Origin of the sequence: Variovorax sp. S12S4 (genome assembly GCF_023195515.1) — a bacterium.
Classification (GTDB): domain Bacteria; phylum Pseudomonadota; class Gammaproteobacteria; order Burkholderiales; family Burkholderiaceae_C; genus Variovorax.
In genome coordinates this window covers 1155001-1179683 of sequence record NZ_JALPKR020000002.1, presented here as the reverse complement: position 1 = coordinate 1179683, position 24683 = coordinate 1155001, and the positions used below count along the sequence as shown (strand labels likewise).

Here is a 24683-nt window from a genome sequence, read left to right as displayed (position 1 = left end):
CTAGACCTCGTCACACGAGAGGGCAAGGAGGCTCCGTAAACTGAGTCGCTTTGCGCGCATGAAACTGGGTTCGCATTGGCTTTCTGTTCTTTGCCAAGGTGTTTTGCGGCATGGCGTGACTGCGGTCGGGCTGTTGCTGCTGGCCGCTGCTGTGGCCGTGCAGGCCGTTCAGCCGGATGAAAGGCCGAAGCAGCCGGTAGAAGCACATTGGGTGACCAGCTGGGCCGTTGCGCCGGTGGACTTTCGTGAGCTGACGGCGAATCCTCTCGCCAAGGCCGCAGCCCCCAAGCCCGGAGGTGACCTGTTCCGCGGGCAGACGCTGCGCCAGCAATTCGAGACCGCGTTGGGGGCGAGCGCATCCGCATCCGCTTTTCCAACAGGTTCGGCAAGGCCCCGCTGCGCATCGCGGCCGCGAGCGTGGGGCTCAGCACCGGCGCGGACGCGGTGTCGCCGGCGACGCTGCGCATGCTGCGCTTCGGCGGCCGCGACAGCGTGGTGGTTGCGCCGGGCGCCGATGCATGGAGCGACGGTGCCGACTTGAAAGTCGAAGCCGGACAGGCCGTTGCGGTGAGCGCCTTCTTCGATCGGACGGTGCCTTACGCGACCGTTCACACACAGGTGTCCGACACGAGCTGGGTGGTGGGCGGCAATGCAGTCGGCACGCCCAAATTGCAAGGGGCCGCGCCGCTGCCGCTCAATCACATCGTGACCGGCCTCGATGTCATGACCACGCAGCCGGTGCGCGTGGTGGTCGCTTTCGGAGACTCCATCACCGCCGGCGGCGGCGAGGCGGGCGAGGGCGCGTATCCGGATCTGCTTGCCACGCGTTTGCGCAACAGCCCTTTGGCGACGCAGCCGGTGTCCGTCATCAATACGGGCATTGGCGGCAACCGCCTGCTGACCGACGGCATCGGCCCCAGCGGCCTGTCCCGCTTTTCGCGCGATGCGCTTGGGCAGACGGGCGTGACGCATGTCGTCGTGCTGCTGGGCACCAACGACATCGGCCGCAGCGTGCTGGTCGGCATGGCGCGGCTGCCCACGCCGGAGCACGAAGTGCCGACGGCGCAGCGCATCACCGAAGGCTTGCAGCAGCTGATCAAGCAGGCGCGCGCCAAGGGCGTGAAAGTGCTGATCGGCACCGTGCCGCCGTTCAAGAACACGCCCTACTGGAGCGACGCTTCCGAGGCGATGCGCGCGGAGGTCAACCGCTGGATCCGCAGCCGGCAGGACGTCGATGCGGTGATCGATTTCGACGCGGTGCTTCGCAGCCCCGCCGATCCCCTGGCGCTCAATCCCCTGTATGACAACGGCGATCACCTGCATCCCAACAAAGCGGGCCATGCCGCCATGGCAGCCGCGGTGGATCTTCGCGAATTGCAAGAGTAAGCGCTAACCAAAGCACTACTTTTCGCGATACACGTTTACACAAAGTCCGGTGTAGGGCTTACAGGGGGTTCACATGGCCCCGGCAGCATGAAGTCTCCAACAACTCATGAGGGCCAACCCATGAAAAAACTAGCAATCACGCTTTCGATCGGTGCCGCTTCGCTGCTCTCCGCGGGAGGCGCGCTCATGGTGCCGACAGCCGCCCATGCGCAGCCCGGCGTCTACGTCGAGGTGCCGCCTCCGCCGCCGCGCTACGAGCGCCCGCCGCCGCCGCGCCGTGGTTACGTGTGGGCCCCGGGGCACTATGAATGGCGAGGTGGACGCCATGTGTGGGTCCGCGGCATGTATGTGCGTGCCCGCCCTGGCTATGCCTACCGTGCGCCTGAATGGCGCGAACGCGACGGCCGCTGGGAATACCGCCGCGGCCAGTGGGACCGTGACGGCGACGGCGTACCGAACCGCCATGACCGTCGTCCGAACAACCCCAACCGCAACTGATTGAGGCGCAGGGGCGCCGCTAGCGGAACACGACCGTGCGGTGCCCGTTCAACAGCACGCGGTGTTCGCTGTGCCACTTCACCGCGCGGGCCAGCACCTGGCTTTCGGTGTCGCGGCCGCGGGCCGTGAGGTCTTCGACCGTATCGGTGTGGTCGGCGCGCGCCACGTCCTGCTCGATGATCGGGCCTTCGTCGAGGTCGGCCGTCACGTAGTGGGCCGTGGCGCCGATCAGCTTCACGCCGCGGTCGTGCGCCTGGTAGTAGGGCTTGGCGCCCTTGAAGCTGGGCAGGAACGAATGGTGGATGTTGATCGCACGACCGGCCAGGCTGTTGCACAGGTCGTTGCTCAAGATTTGCATGTAGCGCGCGAGCACCACCAGTTCGGCGCCTTCCGCCTCGATGATTTCAAGCTGCTTTGCCTCGCCCTGGGCCTTGGTGGCGGCCGTCACGGGAATGTGATGGAACGGCACGTTGTAGCTGGCGGCCAGCTGGTAGAAGTCGCGGTGGTTCGAGATGATGGCCCGCACGTCGATGGCGAGCAGCCCGCTCTTCCAGCGGAACAGCAGGTCGTTCAGGCAGTGGCCTTCCTTGCTGACCAGGATCACCGTCTTCATCGGCTGGGCGGCGGCGTGCAGCTGCAGGTTCATGCCGAAGCCCGCGCCGAAGGTGGCGAGCTGTTCGCGCAACGCCGCCTCGGTGTGGTCGCTGCAGGCAAAGCGCACGCGCATGAAGAACAGGCCCGTGTCGTGGTCGTTGTACTGGGCGGCTTCCTCGATGTTGCCGCCGCGCTCGAGCAGAAAGCCCGAAACGGCATGCACGATGCCCACGCGGTCCGGGCAGGAAAGGGTCAGGATGTATGCACTCATGAGGCCCCGATTGTCGCAGCGCGCGCCGAGGCCCGGCGCCGGCCGCGTTCAAAGCCCCAGGGCGCTGCGCAATGCGCTGCGGCTCGTGACGCCGAGCTTCGAATAGGTTTCACGCAAGTGCACGCGCACGGTGGCGGGCGACACGGACAGGCGGGTGGCAATGTCCTTGCCCGAATAGCCGGCGCAATAGAGGCGGCTTATTTCGGTTTGCCGCGGCGTGAGCATGGCGCCGGTGCCTGGCGCATTGCGGCGCAGCGCCACACGCAGCCCGCCATGTGCGGGTGTGACTTCGCACTGCCATCCGGCCGCATGCAGCTTGCGGATTGCGCCGCGCTCGCCCTCCAGCCATGACTTGGGCAGGCGCGGTTCCGACACCTTCGCCATTGCGGCGAGCCGCGGCCACGCGCGGCAGAAGTCGCCATTGGGAAAGAGGATCCAGCCTTCGTTGTCGGTCACGGCCAGCGGCTGGTCTCCGCTGCCGGTGTCTTCGAGGCCCTGGTGCGCACCGGCGTAGAGGCGGTTGATGAGCAGGGCCTCGCCGATGCCGGGCGCAAGCGCAGTGAGCGCGTCGACCTCGGCTGTGCCGTAGCGCGGCGATGCGGGCCCGCGGTTCAGGTAGCAATGCGCGAAGGTCTCGCTGCCTTCGAACGGAATGGACACGCCCAGCTGATGGTGAATGCCGTAGCGTGCCTGGAAGCTGCGCCACGACGGATGGCTCTGCTTCCAGCGGGGGTCGTCGTCGTTCACGCACACCGCCCGCAGGGGCTGTGCGTGCATGGCGGGGGTGGTGAAGTCGAGCTCGGCGCCGCCGATGGCATACCAGTCGGCGCTCATTCCAGACAGGTCGTAGCCAACGCCTACCGAGGCCACGAAGCTGCGCGGATGCCAGATGTTGATGGCGCCATGGTCGGCGCCCATCAGCCCGACGAGCCGTTCGAGCAGTTTCTTCGGAAAGCGCTCGCAGGCAGTAGTGCGCGCAAGGCGCAGCAGGCCCAGTGCCGCGGAGTCCGGATCGGTGAGAGAGAACGGGGACTTGGGCGCCATCGAACGGTTTGTCGAATCGCGAGGCGGCGGAGGCTACCACAACCCATGGTAGGCGGCGGGGGCGGGCGCGAAGGACGATTCCGGCTTCGGACGGGCGGCATTCACACACACAAGACCGAGGAGAAGAAACCATGCGCTTTCGAAGCAGGCGCCGGCTGGGGGCCGGCATTGCATTGGCCTTTTGCGCGGCGGCGGCCGCACCGGCAGGTGCGCAGGTGCTCAACCCCAACACCTGCCCCGGCGGCACGCTCTACAGCAGCACCGACCCGGGCGCGTACTCGGGCTTCAGCGCGCATCGCGACATCGTGCAGCAGGACTGCCAGAGCAACATGGCGGGCGGATCGGGCGCGCAGGCCGGCATCGACCTGAGCAGCGCGAACACGGCTCTAGGGCGCGACAGCAGCGCAAGCGGCGGCCAGGCGACAGCACTCGGGCGCGGCAGCACTGCGGCGGGCGTTTCGGCCGCGGCAGTCGGCGCGAACAGCAACGCGACCGGCAACGGCGCCACCGCAATGGGCTCGAACAGCAGTGCGACTGCCAACTCGGCCACGGCCATAGGTTCGAACACCGTGGCCTCGAGCGGCTCGGCCACCGCGGTGGGCAACGTGGCCAACGCCACGGGCGAGGCGGCATCGGCAGTGGGCTATCGCGCGCTGGCATCTGGTGACGGATCTGCCGCATTCGGACGCGAAAGCGAGGCCAGCGGCGACAGCAGCACGGCGCTGGGCGACATGGCTACCGCCTCGGGACGCAGCGCAATGGCGCTCGGCCGCGAAGCCCGCGCCACGAGCGATTTCGCGCTGGCGTTTGGCGCCAGCGCAAGGGCGACCGACATGGGTGCCTTGGCCATCGGAACGGCAAGCTTCGCATCGGGTTTCAACAGCGTGGCAATGGGCACGGGCAGCAGCTCGAGCGGTGCGGGGTCGGTCGCCATCGGCGCTGGCAGCACGGACGGCGGGCGCGAGAACGTCGTTTCGTTCGGCAGCACGACGGACCGCCGCAGCCTGATCAACATCGACGGCATCAGCGCGGCGGGCCACGTCGACGCCGGCGGTCTTTCCGTGAACGGCAATGCTTCGGTGGCGGGGCGGCTGACCTCCGGCAGCATCGACAACCTGGGCGGCGGTATTACCAACGCTGGGCGCATCAGCGGCGTTACCGCCGGCGCGGTAACAGCGACCTCGACCGATGCGGTCAACGGAAGCCAGCTCTATGCGGTAAGGAGCACGGCCGAGCAGGCACTGAACCTGGCAAGCCAGCAGGGCACGCAGGTGCAGCAGATCACGACGCAGGTGACCCAGAACACCCAGCAGATCACTCAGCACACCGAACAGATCGCAGAGCACGCGCAACAGATCACGCAGCACACCCAGCAGATCACGCAGAACACACAGCAGATCGAGCAGCAGGCAGTGCAGATACAGGCCATGGTCAATGGCCAGTTGGGTGTCTGCACCGTCAATGGCGGCGCCCTGCAATGCTCGGTGCAGGGCCAGGCGGCTGCACGTGCGGAGGGCGCGGGTGCGGCGGCGATCGGCAATGGCTCGCAGGCCACCGGCAACGGTGCGCTTGCCGTGGGCCGCAACGCCAAGGCGCTTGCGGCCGGGGCCATGGCGCTGGGCGACGGCAGCACGGCCAGCGCGAGCAATGCGGTGGCGCTGGGCCAGGGATCGGTGGCCGACCGGCCCGACAGCGTGAGCGTGGGCAACGCGGCCACGGGCTACCAGCGGCAGATCACCAACGTGGCACCCGGCGTGGCGGCCAGCGATGCGGTCAACCTTGCGCAGATGGAGCGCGCGGTGGCCGTGTCTTACGGCCAGGCGCGCGACTTTGCCGCGCGCGGCGTGGCGCAGGCCATGGCGATGCCGTCGATCCCGATGCTCGCGCCCGGACGCAAATGGCTGGGCGCGGCGGTGGGGCACTACGCAGGGCAGTCGGCGCTGGGCGTGGCCTTTGCCTATCAGCTCGACGAGCGCTGGAGCGTGGGCGCGGGCCTGAGCGCGGCGGCGGGCAACAGCGCGCAGCTCGGCGGCAGGCTGCAGGCGGGCTACCAATGGTGATCGGGGGCTGAGCGCCGGCAGAGCCAGGCCATGAGGCGGGCCCGTGGCAAAAGTGCAAGAATGCCACGGGCGGCCGCCGCAAGGGCGGCCAGCATCCACCGAGACCAAGAAGGAAGCACGCATGGCCTACCAGGACTTCAACATGGGCAACCAGTGGTTGCCCTTCACACCCAACCGCCACTTCCAGAAAGACCCGCGCGTCTTCGTGGCGGCCGACGGCATGACGTTCACCACGCACGACGGCAAGAAGGTGATCGACGGCATCTCGTCGCTGTGGTGCGTGGGCGCGGGCCACAACCGCAAGCCGATCAACGAGGCGATCAAGAAGCAGCTCGACACGCTCGACTACGCCACCGCTTTCCAGGTCAGCAACGACAAGGCTTTCAAGGCGGCGGAGATGATCGCCTCGCTGGCGCCGGGCGACCTGAAAAAGGTGCTGTTCTGCAATTCGGGCTCGGAGGCGGCCGACACCTCGATGAAGGTGGCGCTGGCCTATCACCGTGCGCGCGGCGAGGGGCACCGCAACGTGTTCATCGGCCGCGAGAAGGGCTATCACGGCGTGGGCTTCGGCGGCATGTCGGTGGGCGGCATTCCGGGCAACCGCAAGGTGTTCGGCTCGGCCTTCTTGCCGCGCGTGGACCACATGCGCTTCATTCACGATCCGGTGAACCACGCCTACATCCACAATGAAGAGCCGGTGTGGGCCGAAGACCCGCTGGTCGAGCTCGAGACGCGCATTCTTCCGCTGCACGACCCGAGCAACATCGCCGCCATCATCGTGGAGCCGGTGGCAGGTTCCGCAGGCTGGTACCTGCCGCCCGAGGGCTACCTGAAGCGCCTGCGCGAAATCTGCGACAAGCACGGCATCCTGCTGATCTTCGACGAGGTCATTACGGGCTTCGGACGTATGGGCACCAACTTCGCGTCGGACTATTTCGGCGTGGTGCCCGACATGCTCAACTTTGCCAAGTGCGTGACCAACGGCGTCATTCCGCTCGGCGGCGTGATCTGCCGCGACAAGCTCTACGACGCGATGATGAAGACCGACGCGCCCGAGCACGTGGTGGAGTTCTTCCACGGCTACACCTACTCGGGCCACCCGGTGGCCTGCGCCGCGGCCATTGCCACGCTCGACCTGTTCAAGGAAGAAAACCTGTTTGCGCGCGCAGGCGAAATGGGCAAGGTGCTGGGCGATGCGTTCCACAGCGCATTCAAGGGCCTGCCGAATGTGATCGGCATCCGCAGCCTCGGCCTCGCCGCGGCGGTGGAGCTTGCGCCGATTGCGGGCACGCCGGGCAAGCGCGCCTACGACATCTTTTTGGACTGCTTCCACAAGGGCGCGCTGGTGCGGCCCGCGGGCGACGTGCTGGTGATTGCGCCGCCCTACATCGTCGAAAAGCAGCACATCGACACGCTGGTCAATGCGCTGGCGGATTCGATCAAGAAATTCGCCTGAGCCGCCGGGCGCCCAGGCTACGCGGGTGCCCGCATGCCCGCGCAGTAGTCTTTGGGCGGCAGGGCGGGCGTGCGCCACACGGCGTCGTAGGCGCCCTTGTTGTCTTCGTTCGACTCGGGTGAATCGCCGCCGGCCTGCAGCCGCACCGTCTTGACCGAAACATCGGTCGGCAGGTGCTGCGGCACCCCCAGCACCTTGGTGGCGTGCCCCGCGCCGCTGATCAGCAGCACCGTCTTGCCCGGCTGCCGGGCCTTGACGATGGCTTGCGCCATGGCGCGGTCGCGCCCGACCTGGATGCGCGTCATGGGCACGATCTGGGCTTCGGGCAGCAGCTTGCAGTGGCCCTCGCGCACGGCGTCCTGCTGCGCGGTGTAGGCCTCGCCGTTGAGCTGCACGTCGAGCGAGACGTCGGCCATGGCGTTCTTCATTCGCGCGCGCGGCATGTTGGCGCCGATGACGGGCACGCCGGCGCGCACGGCGGCCATCACCGCCGGACCATAGCTTCGCCAGGGCCAGGCCTTGTCGTTCCAGCCGAGGGCGGCTTGCACCTGCGCTTCGGTGGCCGTGCGGTCGAGACGCGCGGTGCTCTTGCCTTCCTCGGCCATTTCGAGCAGCAGTGCGGCCAGCTTGCCCTGGCTCGCCAGCGCCTCGACGGTTTCCCGCTCGATGGCGTGGTGCTCGGCCGCATCGTGCTGCTCGCCCAGGATGAGCGCGTCCGCCGGCAGCAGCGCCGCGGCGCGCTTTGCCACGGGCGCATCAGGGCCGGGCGAAAAGGCGGAGCACCCTGCCAGCACGACGGCGGCGAGCAGGGGGACCAGGAATCGGGGAGCCCGCGCGGGGAAGGGTTGGGATTGCATCGCGCCATACTATGCGTTGGCGCCCGCACGCCTTGCCGTCCAATTTCGCTTTTTTCCTGTGGTGTCCCTTCGCTTTCCGGTTCGCGTGCTGGCCACGCTGTTGCTTGCACTCGCCGCGGCGGAAGTCTGCCTGGCTCTGCACACGCCCCTGCCATGGATGATCGGCCCGCTGCTCGCGGTGTCGCTGGCATCGATTGCCGGCGCCCCCACCGCGAGCTACACGCCGCTGCGCAACGGCGGGCAATGGACCATCGGCACCGCGCTGGGCCTCTACTTCACGCCGCAGGTGGTGGCGCTGGTGGCCGGCGTCTGGTGGGCCATTGCGCTCGCCATTGCCTGGGCCTTGCTGCTCGGCTGGGGCTTCGGGCGTTGGTTGCATGGGCTGCACGCCAAGCGAATGCCGCATGTACCGGCGAAATCGATGAGAGCGACAACTTACTTCGCCGGCGCCATCGGCGGCGCGTCGGAGATGACGCTGCTGTCCGAATCGGCCGGCGCGCGTACCGATCTGGTGGCGGCCGCGCACAGCCTGCGCCTGGTGGTGGTGACCATCACCATTCCGTTCGCCATGCAGTGGAGCGGGTTGCATGGGCTCGAAATCAATCCACCCATGGTGCGCGAGGTGAATGCGAGCGGGCTCCTGCTGCTTGCGCTGGCCACCGGCATCGGCGGCCTTGCGATGCGTGCGCTGGGCCGCACCAACCCGTGGTTCATGGGGCCGCTGGTGGTTGCCATGGGGTTCACCATCGCGGGCCAGGCGCTGTCGGCCGTGCCCACCTGGATGTCGAACACCGCGCAGCTGGTGATTGCCGTGAGCCTGGGCGTGCGCTTCAGCCGCGAGTTCTTGTACACGGCGCCGCGCTGGCTGGGTTCGGTGGCGCTGGGCACGGTCGTCATGCTGGTGGTGTGCGCAGGCGCCGCATGGCTGCTGGCCCGGGCGACGGGGCTGCACCCCGCCACGATGATCCTGGGCACTTCGCCGGGCGGCATTGCCGAAATGTCGATCACCGCCAAGGTCTTGCAGCTGGGGGTGCCGGTGGTCACGGCGTTTCAGGTGTGCCGGCTGGTGGCGGTGCTGCTGCTGGTGGGGCCGATGTACCGGTGGATCTACGGTCGGAAATGAGCGGCCACGGCTGAGTGGGCACAAAAAAAGCGCCTCGAAAGGCGCTTTTTTATCCGGGGCGGGCGGGCTCAGTGCACCAGCACCGGCGTGTGAGCCAGCTCGGCATAGCCTTCGAGCGTGTCCTCGACCTCTTCCTGGGTGGGCGTATTGAGCTGCCAGGCGGCAATTTGCTGCTGGAACAGTTCGGCCCACGAGCCGTCGAGGTAGACCTCTTTGCCCGAGCGCTTGTCGACGATCTCGAAGCCGTGGCGTTCCAGGACCGGCACATTGGGCTGGGCGGGTGTGTCGCTTTCGTTCGGCTGCACGTGCACGACGACGAAGGACTCTGAGTCATAGAGCATGTTCATTGCGGGGCCTGTGAGGATGTCGATGGCGTTCATGGGGGTTAGATAGCAATCAACGCGCCAGTTTCAAGCTCGGTTGTCTTTTTGTAGAGAAAACGCATTAATTTCTATGCTTGTTTCCTCCACTTTCGCGCTAGTTCGAGGGCCCCGCCGGAAGGGATTCGCGCAACTGCATGTCGGCGAAATCGCCGTTGGCCTGTGTCTGTTTCATCCGCACCGGCAGGTACCCAAGGGCCGGCGCGAGCCAGATTTCGATCTTGTCGTCGAACTCGCGCCGGGGGCTGCGCGTGAGCTTGCGCACCGCGTAGTCGCCGGCCGGCACGGTCATTTGCTCTTCGCCTTCGATGTTGAAGACCCAGACGCCGGCATCGCGCGGCCCGACCGTCTGGATGGAAATGCGGCTCCCGGCCGGATACCGCCCCGGGTCGCCCGCCAGCATGCCACCGAGCTGCATCACCACGCTGAGCCGGTCTTGCGCGCCGGGCAGCAGGGGCACGCTGGGCGCGTTGTTGCTGAACATCACCTGGCCTTGGTCGCGCAGGAAGTGCGAAGCCACCTCGCCCTTGCGGGCCTCCGAAAAGCGGTCCGGTTCGATGCCGGTGGGGCCGATCTTGCCGGTGCTGTGCTGGCTGCGGATTGTCCTGAACAGGAATTTGAGAGAAAGCCGCGCGTCGTAGCTGCTGCCGTCCTGCAGCCAGGCCAGGTCGCCGAAAACGCCTTGCATTGGCGATGAGCCCTGCTGGCCGGTGACCGCGAAGGCGAGCTTGACCGAGCCGGGAATGCGCAGCGCCTCCGGGCCGACGACATTGCCGGCCGTTGCGCTCGCGGCGCCTCCGGCTCCTCCGTCCCCGATGCCGGCGTTGCTTGTGCTGCCCGCGCCGCCCAGCGCAGCACCTGCCGGGGCGCTTGCCGGCGGCTCAGGAGCGGCTGCTCCTGAATCGATAGCGGTTTGCGCCGTGAGAGCACGCGTTTCCGGCGGAGGCTCTTCGAAAACCTGGGGTGCTGGGACTGGCATGGGCTCGGGCGCCGTCGGCGGCTTGGGCGCGGAAGGCTCGCGCGGCCGACGCGGTTTGACGGGCGGCGGTGGCTTGGCTTCAGCCGGGGCGACAGCTGCGGCGGCAGCGGCCGGCTTTTCCGGTGCGGGCGGCGCGATCACGATCGTCCGGGTGGTGAACTTGTTCGCAAGAGGCGAGGGATCCGGGCCGATGGCCGTGGGCGCCAGCCCCAGCAGCAGAACGTGAACCAGCCCCACCGCCAGCGTCAGCCCGGCGAGCGCCCGCCACGAGGGGCGTGCCGGGGGCGCAAGGGGCGAAAACGGGGAGGCGGCAAGCGTCGGCATGAGGTGTGGAGTGAGCGCGGGCGTCGAGGTTCACAAGGAGCACCTCGGTACACTGCCGCCCGTTCACCCAGTTTAGTGGGCGCGGCGCCGGCTCTCGTGTTCGCCCCGTGTCCTTCATCACGCAATTGCCACCATGAAACTCGCCACCCTGAAGGACGGCTCCCGCGACGGCCAGCTCGTCGTCGTCTCGCGCGACCTCACGCTCGCCCACTACGCCACCGGCATTGCCAGCCGGCTGCAGCAGGTGCTGGACGACTGGGGCTTCATGAGCCCGCAGCTGCAGGACCTGTACGACGCGGTCAACAACGGCCGCGCGCGCCATTCCTTTCCGTTCGATCCCTCGATGTGCATGGCGCCGCTGCCGCGCGCCTACCAGTGGGCCGACGGCTCGGCGTACCTGAACCACGTCGAGCTGGTGCGCAAGGCGCGCAACGCCGAAGTGCCTGAAAGTTTCTATCAGGACCCGCTGATGTACCAGGGCGGCAGCGACGACTTTCTCGGCCCGACCGACGACATCGTGGTGCCGAACGAAGCCATGGGCATCGATTTCGAGGCCGAGATCGCGGTGATTACCGGCGACGTGAAGATGGGCGCCACGCCCGACCAGGCGCTCGACGGCATCCGGCTGGTGATGCTGGCCAACGACGTGAGCCTGCGCAACCTGATTCCGGCCGAGCTCGCCAAGGGCTTCGGCTTCTTCCAGAGCAAGCCCGCCACCGCCTTCAGCCCGGTGGCCGTGACGCTCGACGAAATCGGCGAGGCCTGGCAGAACGGCCGGGTGCACCTGACGCTGCAAAGCAGCTGGAACGGCCGCAAGGTCGGCATGTGCGACGCCGGGCCGGAGATGACCTTTCACTTCGGCCAGCTCATCGCCCACATCGCCAAGACGCGCAATGTGCGCGCCGGCAGCATCGTCGGCAGCGGCACCGTGAGCAACAAGGGCGTGGAAAAGAACGGCCGCATGGACTGGCCCAAGGGCTATTCGTGCATTGCCGAGAAGCGCTGCATCGAAACCATCCAGGGCGGCGAGCCCGTGACCGAGTTCATGAAGTTCGGCGACACGATCCGCATCGAGATGAAGGGGCTCGACGGCCACTCGCTGTTCGGCGCGATCGACCAGGAGGTGGTGTCGGTGGCGGGGCGGCCGAAGGTGGCGCCGGTGTCGCTGGTCAATTCCCAGGCCGACCAGTCCGCCGATACGGCTGAAGACTAGGCTCAAGAACTTTTGGGGCCGCGGCGCGCAGCAGCTCTTTCTGTGTCCGTATGCCCAGCCGCCGGAACGCCCGGTATTGATGGGTGCGCACCGTCGTCAGCTCGATGCCGATCTCGCGCGCCGTCTGCTTGGCGGTGCTGCCCGCCATCAGGTGGCCGATGACTTCGCGCTCCCGCAGGCTCAAGGTCAGCAGGCGCGAGGCCAGGGAGGGCGCCACCGTGTTCCCTGCCGCCACCGTGCTGCGGCCGTGGGCCATCGTGGCCTCGGCCAGCAGGGTGGCGTGGCTCTCGATTGCCGCGAAGTCGCGCTCGTCGAATTCAGGCTGCGCCAGGCTCCGGTAGAAGCTCACCGCCACGCGCTGGCCGGTGGGTGTCAGCAGCAGCACCGACGCACGTTCGCGAATGCCTACGTCGCCGTAGCAGGCGGCGCGGTAGGCGGGGTCGGCCACCTCCTCGGCGCGCTGGTGGCCCAGCCACAGCTGCGCGCGCTTGGGCAGCTTGCGCTTCGCGAGCCAGGTCATGTTGGGGTCGAGCAGGTCGAAGCGCTGCGCCACATAGCCCTCGGCGGTGCGTTCGGCCGTGGTGCCGTAGCTGCTGGCCGCCGACACGGCCTCGATGCGGCCGGTCGCATCGACCGCGAACACGGTGCAGAAGGTCGCTGGCATCACGCGGTGCATGGCCGCAAGGCAGTTGGCTGCGAGATGCGGCGTGCCGATGCCCGCCAGCACGTCGCGGACGATGGCCGCGGGCAGCGTGGTGTCGGCAGTGGGTTGAATGCGCCAGCGTCTCATGGGAGCAGACCAGACTCAGGGTAAATACGTCGTACAAAGTTATGACAACGGGCGTGGCCCCGCATCGGGACAATCCCGCTGCATGACGAACCCCACCATTGCGGCCGAGGCGCCCGCTCCCGCCCCCGGCGCCATTGCCGCCGATGCCGCAAGCGGCCCCGTGCCGCCGATGCCCAGCGCGACCGGGCTGCCGCCTTCGGTCGGTGCCTTTCACTACACGCGCTACAAACCGTGGACGCCGCCGCTGGAGCAGGGCGGCGTGGAGCCGGGGCGCCATCCGGTGGTGATTGCGGGCGGCGGGCCGGTCGGCATGGCGCTGGCGCTGGGGCTCGCGAACCACGGCGTGCGCTGCGTGGTGCTCGAGGCCGACGACACGGTGTGCGTGGGCAGCCGCGCGGCCTGCATCTCGCGCCGCAGCCTGGAGATCATGGAGCGGCTCGGCGCGCTTCCGGCGTTCCTGGCCAAGGGCCTGCCGTGGACCAGCGGGCGCAGCTTCTACAAGACGGCCGAGGTGTTCCGCTTCGAGATGCCGCACGACGAGCGGCAGAAGCTGCCGCCAATGATCAACCTCGAGCAGTACTACGCCGAGCACTATCTGCTGGAAGAAATCTTTCGCCGCAACGAGGCGACGCCGGGGCTCATCGACATCCGCTGGGGCACCGAACTCGTCGGCATTGCGCAGGATGAAGACGGCGTGACGCTCGACGTGCGCAACCCCGAACGCGCCTACCGATTGCAGGGCCAGTGGCTCGCGGCCTGCGACGGCGGCCAGAGCTTCGTGCGCAAGTCGCTGGGGCTTTCGCTCGAGGGCACGGGCTACGAGGGGCGCTACGTCATCATCGACATCGAGTTGCACAGCAAGCATCCGACCGAACGGCGCGCGTGGTTCGATCCGCCGTGGAACCCGGGCTCGACCGTGCTGATGCATCGCCAGCCCGATGACATCTGGCGCATCGACTACCAGTTGCGTGCCGGCCAGAGCACCGAAGAAGCGCTGACGCCGGCGGCCGTGGCCGAGTTCGTGCAGCGGCATCTGGACGCCATTGGCGAAGGCCACCTGCCGTGGAAGACGGTGTGGACCTCGGTCTACCGTGCGGGCGCGATGACGCTCGAGAGCTACCGGCACGGCCGCGTTCTCTTTGCCGGCAATGCGGCGCATGCGATGCCGATCTTCGGTGTGCGCGGCCTCAATTCGGGCTTCGACGATGCCGACAACCTGGCCTGGAAGCTGGCGTTCGTGGCACGCGGCCTATCGGATGCGGCGCTGCTCGACTCGTATTCGCAGGAGCGAATCGAAGCCTTCCACGTCAATGCCGAGAACGCGATGCGCAGCACCGAATTCATGTCGCCGCCTTCCCGCGGCTTCGACCTGATGCGCGAAGCGGCGCTGTCGCTGTCGGAGGCGCATCGCGGCATTGCGCAGCTGATCAATCCGCGGCAGACGCAGGCGGTGCGCTATGCGGCTTCGGCGCTTTCCAGCGAAGGCGATGTGCTGGCGGCAGGCCCGTTGCCCGGGGAGGTGATGGCCGAGCAGCAGCTTGAGCAGGGGCACCTGACCGACTGGATCGCTCCGGTCTTCACATTGCTCGTGCTGCGGCCGCGGGCCGGTACCGCCTTGCTGCCGGAAGACGAGGTGGCGCAGGCGCTGCGCGGCGATCTGCCGTTCGCGGTTCGCGTCATCGCGGGTGCCGGCGTCGATGGCGCCGATGCACATGCCGACGCGGCGGTGTTCGAGGCGGTGGGCGCACGTGACGGCGCCTTCTATCTGCTGCGGCCCGACGGCCATGTGGCCGCGCGCTGGCAAAACCTGCCGGGCGGCGCGCTGACCGGCGCGTTGGGCCGCTCCGCCGCCGCTGCTTTAAAGGAGATTGCCGCATGACCACATCGCTCGCCCCCGACGCGCGGGACCGCATCTACGCGGAGTGCGCGCGCGCCATCACCGAAGCCGGCCCCGAACGCGAATCGCTGTTTCTCGCGCGGCTCGCGCTGCTGCTGTTCGAGCAGGTCGGCGACGAGGCGCGTTGCCGCCGCGCATTGGCCGACGCGCTGGACGCGCTGCCCGTACCATCGCTGTCCGCAACCCAATCACAACAAACCGGAGACTGATCCACATGGACCGCCGCACTCTTCTGGCCACGCTCGCTTCGGGCGCCGCCATGGCCGCAAGCCCGTTCGCCAGCGCGCAGGACTACCCCACGCAACTCATCAAGTGGGTGGTGCCCTATCCCGCGGGCGGCGGTACCGACGTGATTGCGCGCACGCTCGCCGAGGCCATGCGCCAGGCGCTGGGCCAGCAGATCGTTATCGACAACCGGCCCGGCGCCTCGACCAACATCGGCGCCGACCTGGTCGCAAAGAGCAAGCCCGACGGCTACACCGTGATGTCGGCCGACAACGCCGTGCTGGCCTTCAACGAGCACCTGTTCGGCAAGCTGCCGTTCAATCCGGAAAAAGACTTCACCTACGTCGGCGCGATCGGCAAGTTTCCGCTGGCGCTGGTGGTGCACCCGGACTTTCCGGCCAAGAACTTCAAGGAGTTCCTGGCGTATGTGAAGGCCAATCCGGGCAAGGTCAACTACGCCTCGCCGGGCAACGGATCGCCGCATCACCTGGCCATGGAGATGTTCAAGGTTCGCACCGGCACCTTCATCACGCACATTCCATACCGTGGCGCCGCCCCGGCGATGGCCGACGTGATGGGCGGGCAGGTGCCGTGCATGTTCCTGGACCTGGCCTCGGGCCTGCCGATCATGCAGGGCAACAAGGTTCGCGTGCTGGCCATTGGCTCCGGCGCGCGCAACAAGCTGCTGCCCAACGTGCCGACGCTGGCCGAAGTGGGCGTGCCCAATACCGAGGTGTTCGCGTTCCAGGGCGTGCTGGGCCCGGCCGGCCTTCCGCCCGCCGCGGTGGCCAAGCTCAACAGCGAGCTGAACCGCGCGTTCAGCACGCCGGCGGTACAAAAGCGCTTCGATGATTTCGGCATGGAAGCCATGCCGGGCACGCCCGCGCAGTTCGAAGCGCTGGCGCGCGCCGAGTCGAAGCGCTGGGGGCCGATCATCAAGCAGGCCGGCATCAAGCTGGACTGAGCTCGCCGCGCGCTTCGCAGCGGCGGGCTATTTCCTGGAGCCGTCTTCCAGCACGTGCTCGTCGCGTTGCAGCTCGCCGTTTTCGTCCCAGCTGCGCTCGCGCGTCACGCGGCCCCTGGCATCGAAGCTCGATTCGGCGAGCAGCGTTCCTTTTTCGCTGAAGCGCTGGTGCTTGCCGACCGGCACTTGCCGGCCGCGGCCCGCCACCCGATAGCGCCCATGCGCAGCGCGCTGGCCGCTCTCGTAGAACTCGGTGATCTCGACCGCGCGCGCATCGCCGGAGCCGCTGTAGGCGGACTTGCTGCGGGGCTGGCCATGCAGGTAGTAGCTGTCGTCACGCATCGGCTCGCCCGCGGGGTTCCAGCGCTGGTCGCGGATCAGCGAGCCCTTTTCGGAGAACTCCTGCTCGCGTTGCCGCACCGCGCTGCGTTCGACCAGCAGCCACACCGTTTCGCGGCGCTTCACCCCTTCGGATGAGAAGTGGCGCTCGGTGCGCTGGTTGCCGTTGATCTCGTCTTGCACCGAGGGCTTGCCGTTGTCGTAGAAGTCCTGCGACCGCACGCGCTTGCCGAGCATGTACGACAGCCGTGAACGCAGGAAGCCGCGCGCGTCGAACAGCTGGACCTGCGAGGGGCCGCCGGTGAAGCCGCACAGCCGGGCGTCGTCGGCCACCGGCGCGAGCATGGGCGTTTCGCCGCAGCGCAGCGCGGACAACTGGCCGCGCTCGGTGAACTCGATGAAGGCACGGTCGGTTCCCGTGCTGGGATAGAAAGTGACGCGGCGCAGCCGGCCGCCGGGATAGAAGCTGCGAACCAGCCCGCGCTCCTGGCCGTCGTCGTACGTGGCCTCGCGCAAGACTTGCCCCTCGGGCCCGTACTCGCGGGCGAGGCCATGGATGTTTCCACCGGCATTGAGGATGTGCTCCCTGGCGAGCTTGCCTTTTTCATAGAAGCGCGACAGGCCGGTGAAGGCGCCGTTCTGCACCTGCTGCTCGCGCTGGGGCTCGCCGGTCGCGCGGTCCTTGCAGCGCATGAGGCCTGTCGCGCCGAGGAGCGTGCTGCCGTCGGAGGGGTTCACCCGGCGTCCGTTGAGTTCACAGTCGAGCGCGGCATGCGCGCCGCCGGCAGTGAAGAGCGTGAATAACCACAAGGTCGCCGTTGCGGCCCCGCGCCGGCGAATCATTTGTCGTACAGCGCGGCGAGCGAACGGAATCCCTTGACCTCGATCGGGTTGCCGAAGGGATCGCAGAAAAACATGGTCCATTGCTCGCCCGGCTGCCCCTCGAAACGCACCTGGGGTTCCAGCACAAAGTCGGTGTTGGCGGCTTTGAGCCGTTCTGCAAGCGCCTGCCAGTCGGGCAATTCGAGCACGATGCCGAAGTGCGGCATGGGCACCATGGCGTTGCCGACCCGGCCGGTGCGCGTGGTGGCGAAGGGTTCGCCAAGATGCAGGGAGATCTGGTGGCCGAAAAAGTCGAAGTCGACCCAGGTGTCGGTGCTGCGGCCTTCGGCACAGCCGAGGACATTTCCGTAGAAGCGGCGGGCCGCGTCGAGGTCGCGAACGTGAAAGGCAAGATGGAAGATGCTCTGCATGGTTCCGGATTATGGGCAGCGGTGCTGTGAGAATGCCGGACTTTCTTTCATCGTGGAGCAAGCCTTGCGGATACTCCGGACCCTCTTTGCGCCCGGGCGCAATTTCGACTTGAAGGCGCCCGCGCGCCAGTGGTTTCTTGCCCGCCTGCCGCGCCTTGTGCTGGCGGGTGCCTGTTCCCTTCTCGCGGTGGCGGCGCATGCCGCCTGCCCGCCTTCGGCCATTGCCAGCCTCGGCAAGCCGGGCTCTGCGGTCGGCCAATGGAATGCGGTCGACCGGGGCCTGCTGTGGCGCGCCGACCGGGACGGGCGTACCTCCTGGCTCTACGGAACCATTCATCTCGGCCGAGCCGAGTGGGTGCGGCCGGGCCCCACCGTGCAAAAGGCGCTGGAGCAAAGCGACGCGCTCGCGCTGGAACTCGACGCGCGCGATCCGGCGACCATGCGCGCCATGACGCAGCCGGCGGATCCGGCCCTGGTGGCGCGGCTGCTGAGCGGCCAGCGTGCGCAGCGGCTGGCGCGCCAGAATGAAGCCGCCTGCGTGCCGCCCGGAACCATGTCAGAGCTGCAGCCCATCCTGCAGGTCACTGCGCTGGCGGGCCTGGTGGCGCGTGCCGATGGCCTGTACCCGGAATTCGGCGTCGACGAAACGCTGGCCGTCTCGGCGCGGAACAACAGCAAGCCGGTGTTCGCGCTGGAAAGCGCGGCCTCGCAATTGAAGATGCTCACGGGAGATTCCGAAGCCGAAGAGGCGGAACAGATCGATGCTGCGCTGGACGAACTGGAGTCGGGCCAGTTGCGCACGCAGATGAAGGAGCTGGCCGAGGTCTGGGCCCGTGGCGATGCGGACAAGCTGGGCCGTTATCCCGAGTGGTGCAACTGCATCAACACGCCGGCCGAACGGCGGCTGATGAAGCGCCTGCTCGACGACCGCAATCCGGGGCTCGCGGACGGCATCGAGCGCATGCACGCGGGCGGGCGGCGCGTGTTTGCGGCCGTGGGTGCGCTGCACATGGTGGGCCCGCAAGGGTTGCCTGCGCTGCTGGCGGCCCGGGGGTTCACGGTTGCCGCGGTGCCGCTGTCCGCGCAGCCGCCGCTCGCGGTGCCGGCAGCACCGGCTGTGACACCGCCCAAGGCGGAGGGCCGGAATGCAAGGGGCGCTCGCAATGCCCGCAATACCCGTGACGCCCGCGGTGCGCGCGGCAGCCAGACTGCCAAGAGCAGTAGCGCAAAGAGCAGCAGCAGTGCCAAGGGTTCCAAGCCCAGCGCCAAGCCCGCGCAACGCGTGCCGGCCACGAAGACCAAACAGCGCCGATAATCGCCAACACCATGCACCTGCTGCGAAACCACCCCCGCTTCCTTGGCCTCGTCGGCCGATGGGTGCTGCTGTGGTTTGTGCTTTCGCTCGGCGTGGCGGTGGCGTCGCCCATCGTGCACCCACAGGCCGTGGAACTGGTGTGCTCGAGCGTCGGCTCGGTCAAGGTGGTGGTCCACACCGAAGACGGCGTGCAGGAAATGGGCGCCTCGCACATGGACTGCCCGCTGTGCGTGCTCACCGGCGCACCGCCTCCTTCGGCGGACCCCGCCGGTTTCGATCTTCCCTTGCCGCTGGGCCGCGTGGTCCAGTCCATTCCCGCCGCGCGCCTTGCCGCGGCCACCGCCGCGCCATTGCCGGCGCGCGGGCCGCCCACCTTCTCCTGAAGCTTTCAAAACCGTAGCCGCATGCGCCGATCGACAGGTGCGTGCGGCCTGTCTGGCTTGAAGTTCGTGGAGCAGGTTTCCAGTGAAAAAGCATTCCCGGGCCTTGGCAATTGCCATGGCATTCCCCTTTGGCGCGCCCTTGTGGGCGCAAGAAGCACCCGAGCCGCCCGAGAGCGGCGGCGTGCGCACCCTCGGCACCGTCACGGTCAGTGACGGCCGCCCGACCTCGCTGCCGACGCAGATCCCAGCCACCATCGAAGGTGTGACGGGCGAGCAGATCTCCGAAACGGTCAATGCGACCGACAGCGAGGACGCGCTCAAATATTTGCCCAGCCTTGTGGTGCGCAAGCGCTACATCGGCGATTTCAACCATGCGGTGCTTGCCACGCGCGCCTCCGGCACGGGCAACAGCGCTCGGTCGCTGGTGTTCGCCGACGGCATCATGCTGTCGAACCCGCTGGGCAACGGCGCCACCTACGCGCCGCGCTGGGGCATGGTGTCGCCGGAAGAAATCGAGCGGGTCGACGTGCTGTACGGGCCCTTCTCCGCCGCCTATCCGGGCAACTCGGTCGGGGCCGTGGTCGACTACGTGACGCGCATGCCCACCAGGCTCGAAGCGCACGTCAAGCTCAGCGGCTTTGCCTCGAATTTCGACCTGTACAACAGCCGCTCGTCGCCGGCCGGGCAGCAGTTCGACCTGTCGCTGGGGAGCCGCAGCGGTAACTGGTCCTGGTGGCTCAGCGCGTCGCGCACCCACAGCAAAGGGCAGGCGCTGGTGTTCGGCAACCGGCTGGTGAGCGCCGGCACGGTGGGCAATGCGGGCACACCGGTGACGGGCGCGGTGCTGGGGCTGAACCCGTCGAACCAGCCATGGTGGCTGGTGGGCGGCTCGACCATCTACGACACCATGCAGGAGCAGGCCAAGCTGAAGGTGGCCTACGACTTTTCGCCCACGGTGCGGGCGACCTACACCCTTGGCGCGTGGAACAACACGACGCACGGCAGCGTCGACACCTACCTGCGCGATGCGCTCGGACGGCCGGTGTATTCAGGGCGCGTGAACATCGGCGGGCGCAGCTACAACCTCGACGCGCCGAGCGCCGCGCTCGCGCCGACAGAGACCGCGCTCACGCACTACATGCATGGCCTCTCGGTCAAGAGCCACGCCGGCGGTGTGTTCGACTGGGAGGTGGCCGCGAGCCTGTTCGACTATGCGAGCGACACCTCGCGCACGCCGACCACACCGTTGCCGGGCGCCTTCAACGGCGGCCCCGGGCGCACCACCGACATGGGCGGTTCCGGCTGGCACACATTCAAGGCCGCGGGCACCTGGCGCCCGACCGGCTCTGCCGACGGCGTGGGCGCTCATGTGGTCGAGTTCGGCTTTCAGCAGGACACGGCGCGGCTGCGCACCAGCGTCGGCAACACGCTCGATTGGATCGATGGGCCGCCCGTGACGCCGTTCTCTGCCTTCAACGGCAACACGCGGCTGCAGTCGTTCTATGTGCAGGACACCTGGCGCTTCGCCGACAACTGGAAGACCACGCTCGGCCTGCGCCATGAACGGTGGGAAGCCTACGGCGGCCAGCTCGGCAATGCGACGAGGCTGCTCGACTTTGCGCCGCGCAAGAACAGCTACGACTCGCCCAAGGCGGCCATCGCCTGGCAGGCCACGCCCGACTGGTTGTTGAAGGCCTCGACCGGCCGCGCGGTGCGCATGCCGACCGTGAGCGAGCTCTACCAGGGGTCGATCGAAGGCAACCGCATCGTCAATACCAACCCGAACCTGCGGCCGGAGCGCTCGTGGACCACCGAGCTCAGCGCCGAGCGCGACCTGAAGGGCTGGGGCGTCGACGGCGTGCTGCGCACCTCGCTGTTCTTCGAGAACACGAAAGATGCGCTCTACAGCCAGGCGCTCACCAACCTGGTGAGCACGGTGCAGAACGTCGATGCAATTCGCACGCGCGGCCTGGAGGTGGCACTGAATGCGGTGGACGTGGGCATCAAGGGGCTGGACCTGGGCGGCAGCCTTACGCTGACGCGGTCGAGGATTGCCGCCAACAGCGGTTTTGCCGCCAGCGTGGGCCGCGACCAGCCGCGCGTGCCGAAGGTGCGTGCCACGCTGCTCGCCACCTACCGGCCTGACGCGAGATGGAGCTACACGGTGGGCGCGCGCTACAGCGGCACGCAGTACGGCACGCTCGATAACAGCGACACGAACGGCGCGGCGTACATGGGCTTTTCGAAGTTCTTCGTGGTCGACGCACGCATTCGCTACCGCTTCGACCGGCAATGGAGCGCCGCCGTGGGCATCGACAACCTGAACAACAACAAGTACTGGGCTTTCCATCCCTATACGCAACGCACCTTCGTGGCCGAGCTCAAGTTCGACCTCTGATTTTCTTTTTTCTCAATTTCTTCAAGGAGTTTCCTCAATGAACCACCCGCGCATCATCCTCGAGACCGTTGCCGCATGTGCCATGCTCGCCAGCGCGACCACAGGCTTTGCCCACGTCACCCTGCCGCGAGGCGGAGCGACCGTCGGCAGCGACTACAACGCGGCGTTCCGCGTGGGCCATGCCTGCGAAGGCGCCAAGGCCACCACGGGCCTGGCCGTTCGCCTGCCCAAGGGATTTGTCCTGAGCGACGCGCAGGCGCGCAAGGGCTGGAAGCTCGATGTGCAGAAGAACGCCGGCGACGGCGAGGTGCGCTGGACCGCCGAAAGCGCGCAAACCGCGCTGCCCGCCAGCGAACGCGCCGAATTCGTGCTGCGCGGCAAGGTGCCCGGCACGCCCGGACCGTTGTGGTTCAAGGTGCTGCAGACCTGCGACGTGGGCAGCATCGACTGGGCCGAAGTGCCCGCAACAGGCAACTCGACCGCGGGGCTCAAGACGCCCGCCGCTAAGCTCGACGTGGTGGCGCAGGGCGTGGCCACGGTCGACGTGCGCGACGGCTGGGTGCGCCAGTCGGTGCCGGGCCAGAGCGGCACGGGTGCTTTCATGAAGCTCACCGCGCCCACGGGCACCAAGCTGGTCGGCATTGCGACGCCAGCGGCCGGCGTGGCCGAGGTGCACGAGATGAAGATGGAAGGCGACACCATGAAGATGCGCGAGCTGCCGGGCGGCCTCGATCTTCCCGCGGGCCAGACCGTCGAACTCAAGCCGGGCGGCTACCACGTAATGATGATGGACCTGAAGCAGCCGTTGACCAAGGGATCGACCGTTCCGGTGACGCTCCGCTTCGAAGATGCCAAGGGGCAGAAGACCTCGCTCGAGCTGAAGCTGCCGGTGGGCGCGCCCGAAGGTGCCGATGCGGCGGCACCGGCTCACCAGCACAAGCACTGACCCGCCCGGCGCCCGGCGGGAAGCGCTTACAGCAACTGGTCGGGCGCCAGTGGACCGAAGAGCCTGAGCAGCAGGCGCAGGGTCAGGCTGGCGTCGGGCTCGGTGGATGTGTCCTTCAGCCCGCTGCCCTCGGGCGCCCGCCAGAGCAATGAACGATCGTTCAGTTCGACGCGCCACGAGCCTTCGCGCATGCCGCGCTCGATCTGCTCGGAGGCTGCGCGGGAGAGCTCGGCACTTCGCACCAGAAGCGCGATTTCGGTGTTCTGCAACTGAGAGCGCAAGTCGAGATTCATCGATCCGACCACCAGCAGCCGGCCGTCCATCACCAGCACCTTCGAGTGCAGCATGGAGCGCGACTCGCCCAGGTTGCCGCTGCCGGAAGACCCGAATGCGTTGCTGACGCTGGCCTGCTCGCTGCGCAGTTCGTAGAGTTCCACGCCGAGCTTGAGCAGGTCTTCGCGATGGCGCGCGTAGCCGACATGCGCCACCGGCGCATCGTTCGACGCGAGCGAATTGGTCAGCACCCGGATGCGAACCCCGCGTCCGCGGGCTGCCGCGAAGGCTTGCTTCATGTCGGGGCCGGGCACGAAATAGGGCGAGATGATGAGCAAGTCGCTGCGCGCTTGGCCAATCAGCTGCAGCAGACCTTCGACGACCGTGTCGCTGCCCGCGGCAATGTCGGAGCTGGCCTGGAGCGATGCCGCGCGCCGCGAGGAGCCGGCCGCGTCGCCAGGCTGGCTCACCACCAGGCCGGGCGCCTTTGTCTGCTCGGGGCCCCTATCAGCCGGAATCTTTCCGGGCTGGTCGGCAAGCATGACCGCGGGCGCCCAGACGAAGCGGGCGGTCTTCAGATCAAGCGGCTTTTCGTCCCAGGCGCGGGCGAGTTGCGCGGGCGTGGGCGCCGTGCCGGGTTTCGGTTCGCCGTCGGTGGTTGTCGGCGGTGGGTTCTGCGCGCGGGCCGATTCGTCGGCCAGCTCGCGGTCAGCCTGCGCCGCGCGCTCGCGGATGGCTTTCAATTCTTCGCGCTTGACCAGCGATTGCACGGGGTAGGCGCGTTCGTTGTTCCAGTAGCTGTCGAAGCTGCGCGACAGGTCTTGCACGATGGGGCCGGCCGCCAGAATGTCGACGTCGATGAAGTTGCCCTTCAGCGCATTGCCGAAATAGGCGTCGCCCAGGTTGCGGCCGCCGGTCACGCCGAGCACGTTGTCGGCAAGAAAAAGCTTGTTGTGCATTCGCTGCTGGATGCGGGAAGCATCGCCGACCGAATTGAGAAGGCGTGCGAATGACGAGCCGCGCGCGCCCGCGAGCGGGTTGAACAGCCGCATTTCGATGTTGGGCACGAAGGCCAGGCCCAGCACCAGCGCATCCCGGCCGGTGCTATGGAAATCGTCGAGCAGGATGCGCACGCGCACGCCGCGCTGGGCCGCGGACCGGATGCCGCGCAACAGCCGGCCGGTGCTGGCGTCGGCATGGATGGCGTAGTACTGCAGGTCGAGCGTCTTCTGCGCGCCTTCGATCAGCGCGAGCCGGCTACCGTAAGCGGCGGGAGGGCCGCCAAGCAGCAGGAAGCCCGACTCGAAGCGCGCCGCGTCGGCCTTTCGCCGCTGCTGGACCAGGGCTTCCAGGGCGGTGCCGCTCGGCGAGGGAAGTGCGCTGGACACTGGCCGGTCGACATGCTCCGGCAGTTGCGCGCAGGCGCCTTGCAGCACGATGGCCAGGAGCACGACGGACCGGCCGAAGAACGCGAAGATGGAAGACATGCGGCTTTCCGGGAATTTGGAGCCGCATATATAGCTCAGTCGGCGCCGTCCCGGCGTGGGACGGCGTGACAGCTCCATGTAGAACTAACGAACTAGCGACCGGCGGACAGTTCTTCCTGGCGTTCCAGGGCGGCCAGCAACTCGTCGTCGATCTGGGCGTGGCGCTGGCTCAGTTCGGCGGCGCGCGAGGCGTCCGTGGCATAAATCGCGCCGCCGTCGAGTTCGAGC

The 24683-nt window shown here is 67.7% G+C and carries 22 protein-coding genes and 1 pseudogene (1 of these 23 running past the window's edge); 13 read left to right on the top strand and 10 right to left on the bottom strand.

Going from position 1 to position 24683, the window contains the following annotated elements:
* Positions 1-417: 417 nt before the first annotated feature.
* Together M0765_RS06065 and M0765_RS06060 are read left to right on the top strand one after the other, a co-directional pair.
* Entirely contained in the window at positions 418-1386 is a 969-nt protein-coding gene (locus M0765_RS06065; protein ID WP_258502567.1) for a GDSL-type esterase/lipase family protein, read from the top strand.
* Positions 1387-1506: 120 nt separating this feature from the next.
* Positions 1507-1884 (top strand): hypothetical protein, encoded by a 378-nt coding sequence (locus M0765_RS06060; RefSeq protein WP_258502565.1) that lies wholly within the window; start codon positions 1507-1509, stop codon positions 1882-1884.
* A 19-nt stretch (positions 1885-1903) separates the two neighbouring features.
* Here M0765_RS06060 and purU read toward each other — a convergent pair whose 3' ends face one another.
* Both purU and M0765_RS06050 read right to left on the bottom strand, forming a co-directional pair.
* Positions 1904-2749, bottom strand: coding sequence for a formyltetrahydrofolate deformylase (gene purU, locus M0765_RS06055; RefSeq protein WP_126748312.1), 846 nt, complete (start codon positions 2747-2749; stop codon positions 1904-1906).
* Between the two features lie 48 nt (positions 2750-2797).
* Positions 2798-3793 (bottom strand): response regulator transcription factor, encoded by a 996-nt coding sequence (locus M0765_RS06050; protein ID WP_258502564.1) that lies wholly within the window; start codon positions 3791-3793, stop codon positions 2798-2800.
* 131 nt (positions 3794-3924) lie between these two features.
* On the opposite strand from M0765_RS06050, the gene M0765_RS06045 reads away from it, so the two are divergent.
* Both M0765_RS06045 and M0765_RS06040 read left to right on the top strand, forming a co-directional pair.
* The gene (locus tag M0765_RS06045; RefSeq protein ID WP_258502563.1) at positions 3925-5853 is read left to right on the top strand and encodes a YadA-like family protein; all 1929 of its coding nucleotides are present in this window, start codon (positions 3925-3927) and stop codon (positions 5851-5853) included.
* 121 nt (positions 5854-5974) lie between these two features.
* Positions 5975-7309, top strand: coding sequence for an aminotransferase class III-fold pyridoxal phosphate-dependent enzyme (locus M0765_RS06040; protein ID WP_258508142.1), 1335 nt, complete (start codon positions 5975-5977; stop codon positions 7307-7309).
* 17 nt (positions 7310-7326) lie between these two features.
* Here M0765_RS06040 and M0765_RS06035 read toward each other — a convergent pair whose 3' ends face one another.
* Complete coding sequence (locus M0765_RS06035; RefSeq protein ID WP_258502562.1) at positions 7327-8166, bottom strand: ChaN family lipoprotein; 840 nt, start codon at positions 8164-8166, stop codon at positions 7327-7329.
* A 61-nt stretch (positions 8167-8227) separates the two neighbouring features.
* Between M0765_RS06035 and M0765_RS06030 the strand changes: the two genes are divergently transcribed.
* Positions 8228-9289: an AbrB family transcriptional regulator gene (locus tag M0765_RS06030; protein ID WP_258502561.1), complete on the top strand. Its 1062-nt coding sequence runs from the start codon at positions 8228-8230 to the stop codon at positions 9287-9289.
* Between the two features lie 68 nt (positions 9290-9357).
* On the opposite strand, the gene M0765_RS06025 is transcribed toward M0765_RS06030, so the two are convergent.
* Both M0765_RS06025 and M0765_RS06020 read right to left on the bottom strand, forming a co-directional pair.
* Entirely contained in the window at positions 9358-9669 is a 312-nt protein-coding gene (locus M0765_RS06025; protein WP_093017097.1) for a BTH_I0359 family protein, read from the bottom strand.
* 97 nt (positions 9670-9766) lie between these two features.
* Entirely contained in the window at positions 9767-10972 is a 1206-nt protein-coding gene (locus M0765_RS06020; protein WP_258502559.1) for a DUF3108 domain-containing protein, read from the bottom strand.
* A 133-nt stretch (positions 10973-11105) separates the two neighbouring features.
* Here M0765_RS06020 and M0765_RS06015 point away from each other — a divergent pair, with 133 nt between their 5' ends.
* A complete protein-coding gene (locus tag M0765_RS06015; RefSeq protein WP_258502558.1) occupies positions 11106-12185 on the top strand; it encodes a fumarylacetoacetate hydrolase family protein in 1080 nt (359 codons plus the stop codon).
* On the opposite strand, the gene M0765_RS06010 is transcribed toward M0765_RS06015, so the two are convergent.
* Positions 12142-12975, bottom strand: a complete 834-nt coding sequence (locus M0765_RS06010; protein WP_258502556.1) for a helix-turn-helix transcriptional regulator — start codon at positions 12973-12975, stop codon at positions 12142-12144. The two genes, M0765_RS06015 and M0765_RS06010, sit on opposite strands and share 44 nt — an antisense overlap.
* 82 nt (positions 12976-13057) lie before the next feature.
* Here M0765_RS06010 and M0765_RS06005 point away from each other — a divergent pair, with 82 nt between their 5' ends.
* Genes M0765_RS06005 through M0765_RS05995 form a run of 3 tightly spaced genes read left to right on the top strand, consistent with a single transcriptional unit; the run spans position 13058 to position 16061 of the window.
* The gene (locus tag M0765_RS06005) at positions 13058-14854 is read left to right on the top strand and encodes an FAD-dependent monooxygenase (RefSeq protein ID WP_258502555.1); all 1797 of its coding nucleotides are present in this window, start codon (positions 13058-13060) and stop codon (positions 14852-14854) included.
* Complete coding sequence (locus M0765_RS06000) at positions 14851-15081, top strand: hypothetical protein (RefSeq protein WP_258502554.1); 231 nt, start codon at positions 14851-14853, stop codon at positions 15079-15081. Before M0765_RS06005 ends, M0765_RS06000 begins: the two co-directional genes overlap by 4 nt.
* A gap of 5 nt (positions 15082-15086) precedes the next feature.
* Positions 15087-16061, top strand: a complete 975-nt coding sequence (locus M0765_RS05995; protein ID WP_258502553.1) for a Bug family tripartite tricarboxylate transporter substrate binding protein — start codon at positions 15087-15089, stop codon at positions 16059-16061.
* A 27-nt stretch (positions 16062-16088) separates the two neighbouring features.
* On the opposite strand, the gene M0765_RS05990 is transcribed toward M0765_RS05995, so the two are convergent.
* On the bottom strand, positions 16089-17138 hold the full coding sequence (locus M0765_RS05990; protein WP_258502552.1) for a toxin-antitoxin system YwqK family antitoxin: 1050 nt from the start codon (positions 17136-17138) through the stop codon (positions 16089-16091).
* Positions 17139-17239: 101 nt separating this feature from the next.
* Positions 17240-17653 carry a VOC family protein gene (locus M0765_RS05985; protein ID WP_258502550.1) on the bottom strand — a complete coding sequence of 138 codons (414 nt, stop codon included), beginning with the start codon at positions 17651-17653 and terminating at the stop codon, positions 17240-17242.
* Between the two features lie 64 nt (positions 17654-17717).
* Here M0765_RS05985 and M0765_RS05980 point away from each other — a divergent pair, with 64 nt between their 5' ends.
* The 4 genes from M0765_RS05980 (at position 17718) to M0765_RS28985 (ending at position 22695) form a co-directional block, all read left to right on the top strand.
* On the top strand, positions 17718-18968 hold the full coding sequence (locus M0765_RS05980) for a TraB/GumN family protein (protein WP_258502549.1): 1251 nt from the start codon (positions 17718-17720) through the stop codon (positions 18966-18968).
* A gap of 11 nt (positions 18969-18979) precedes the next feature.
* A complete protein-coding gene (locus M0765_RS05975) occupies positions 18980-19351 on the top strand; it encodes a DUF2946 family protein (RefSeq protein ID WP_258502548.1) in 372 nt (123 codons plus the stop codon).
* Positions 19352-19466: 115 nt separating this feature from the next.
* Positions 19467-21749 (top strand): TonB-dependent receptor, encoded by a 2283-nt coding sequence (locus tag M0765_RS05970; protein ID WP_258502547.1) that lies wholly within the window; start codon positions 19467-19469, stop codon positions 21747-21749.
* A gap of 37 nt (positions 21750-21786) precedes the next feature.
* On the top strand, positions 21787-22695 hold the full coding sequence (locus M0765_RS28985) for a copper chaperone PCu(A)C (RefSeq protein ID WP_274708761.1): 909 nt from the start codon (positions 21787-21789) through the stop codon (positions 22693-22695).
* 26 nt (positions 22696-22721) lie between these two features.
* On the opposite strand, the gene M0765_RS05955 is transcribed toward M0765_RS28985, so the two are convergent.
* Positions 22722-24455, bottom strand: coding sequence for a phospholipase D family protein (locus tag M0765_RS05955; RefSeq protein ID WP_258502546.1), 1734 nt, complete (start codon positions 24453-24455; stop codon positions 22722-22724).
* A gap of 92 nt (positions 24456-24547) precedes the next feature.
* A pseudogene (locus M0765_RS29400) lies at positions 24548-24683 on the bottom strand (ATP-binding cassette domain-containing protein); it runs 1770 nt beyond the window's last position.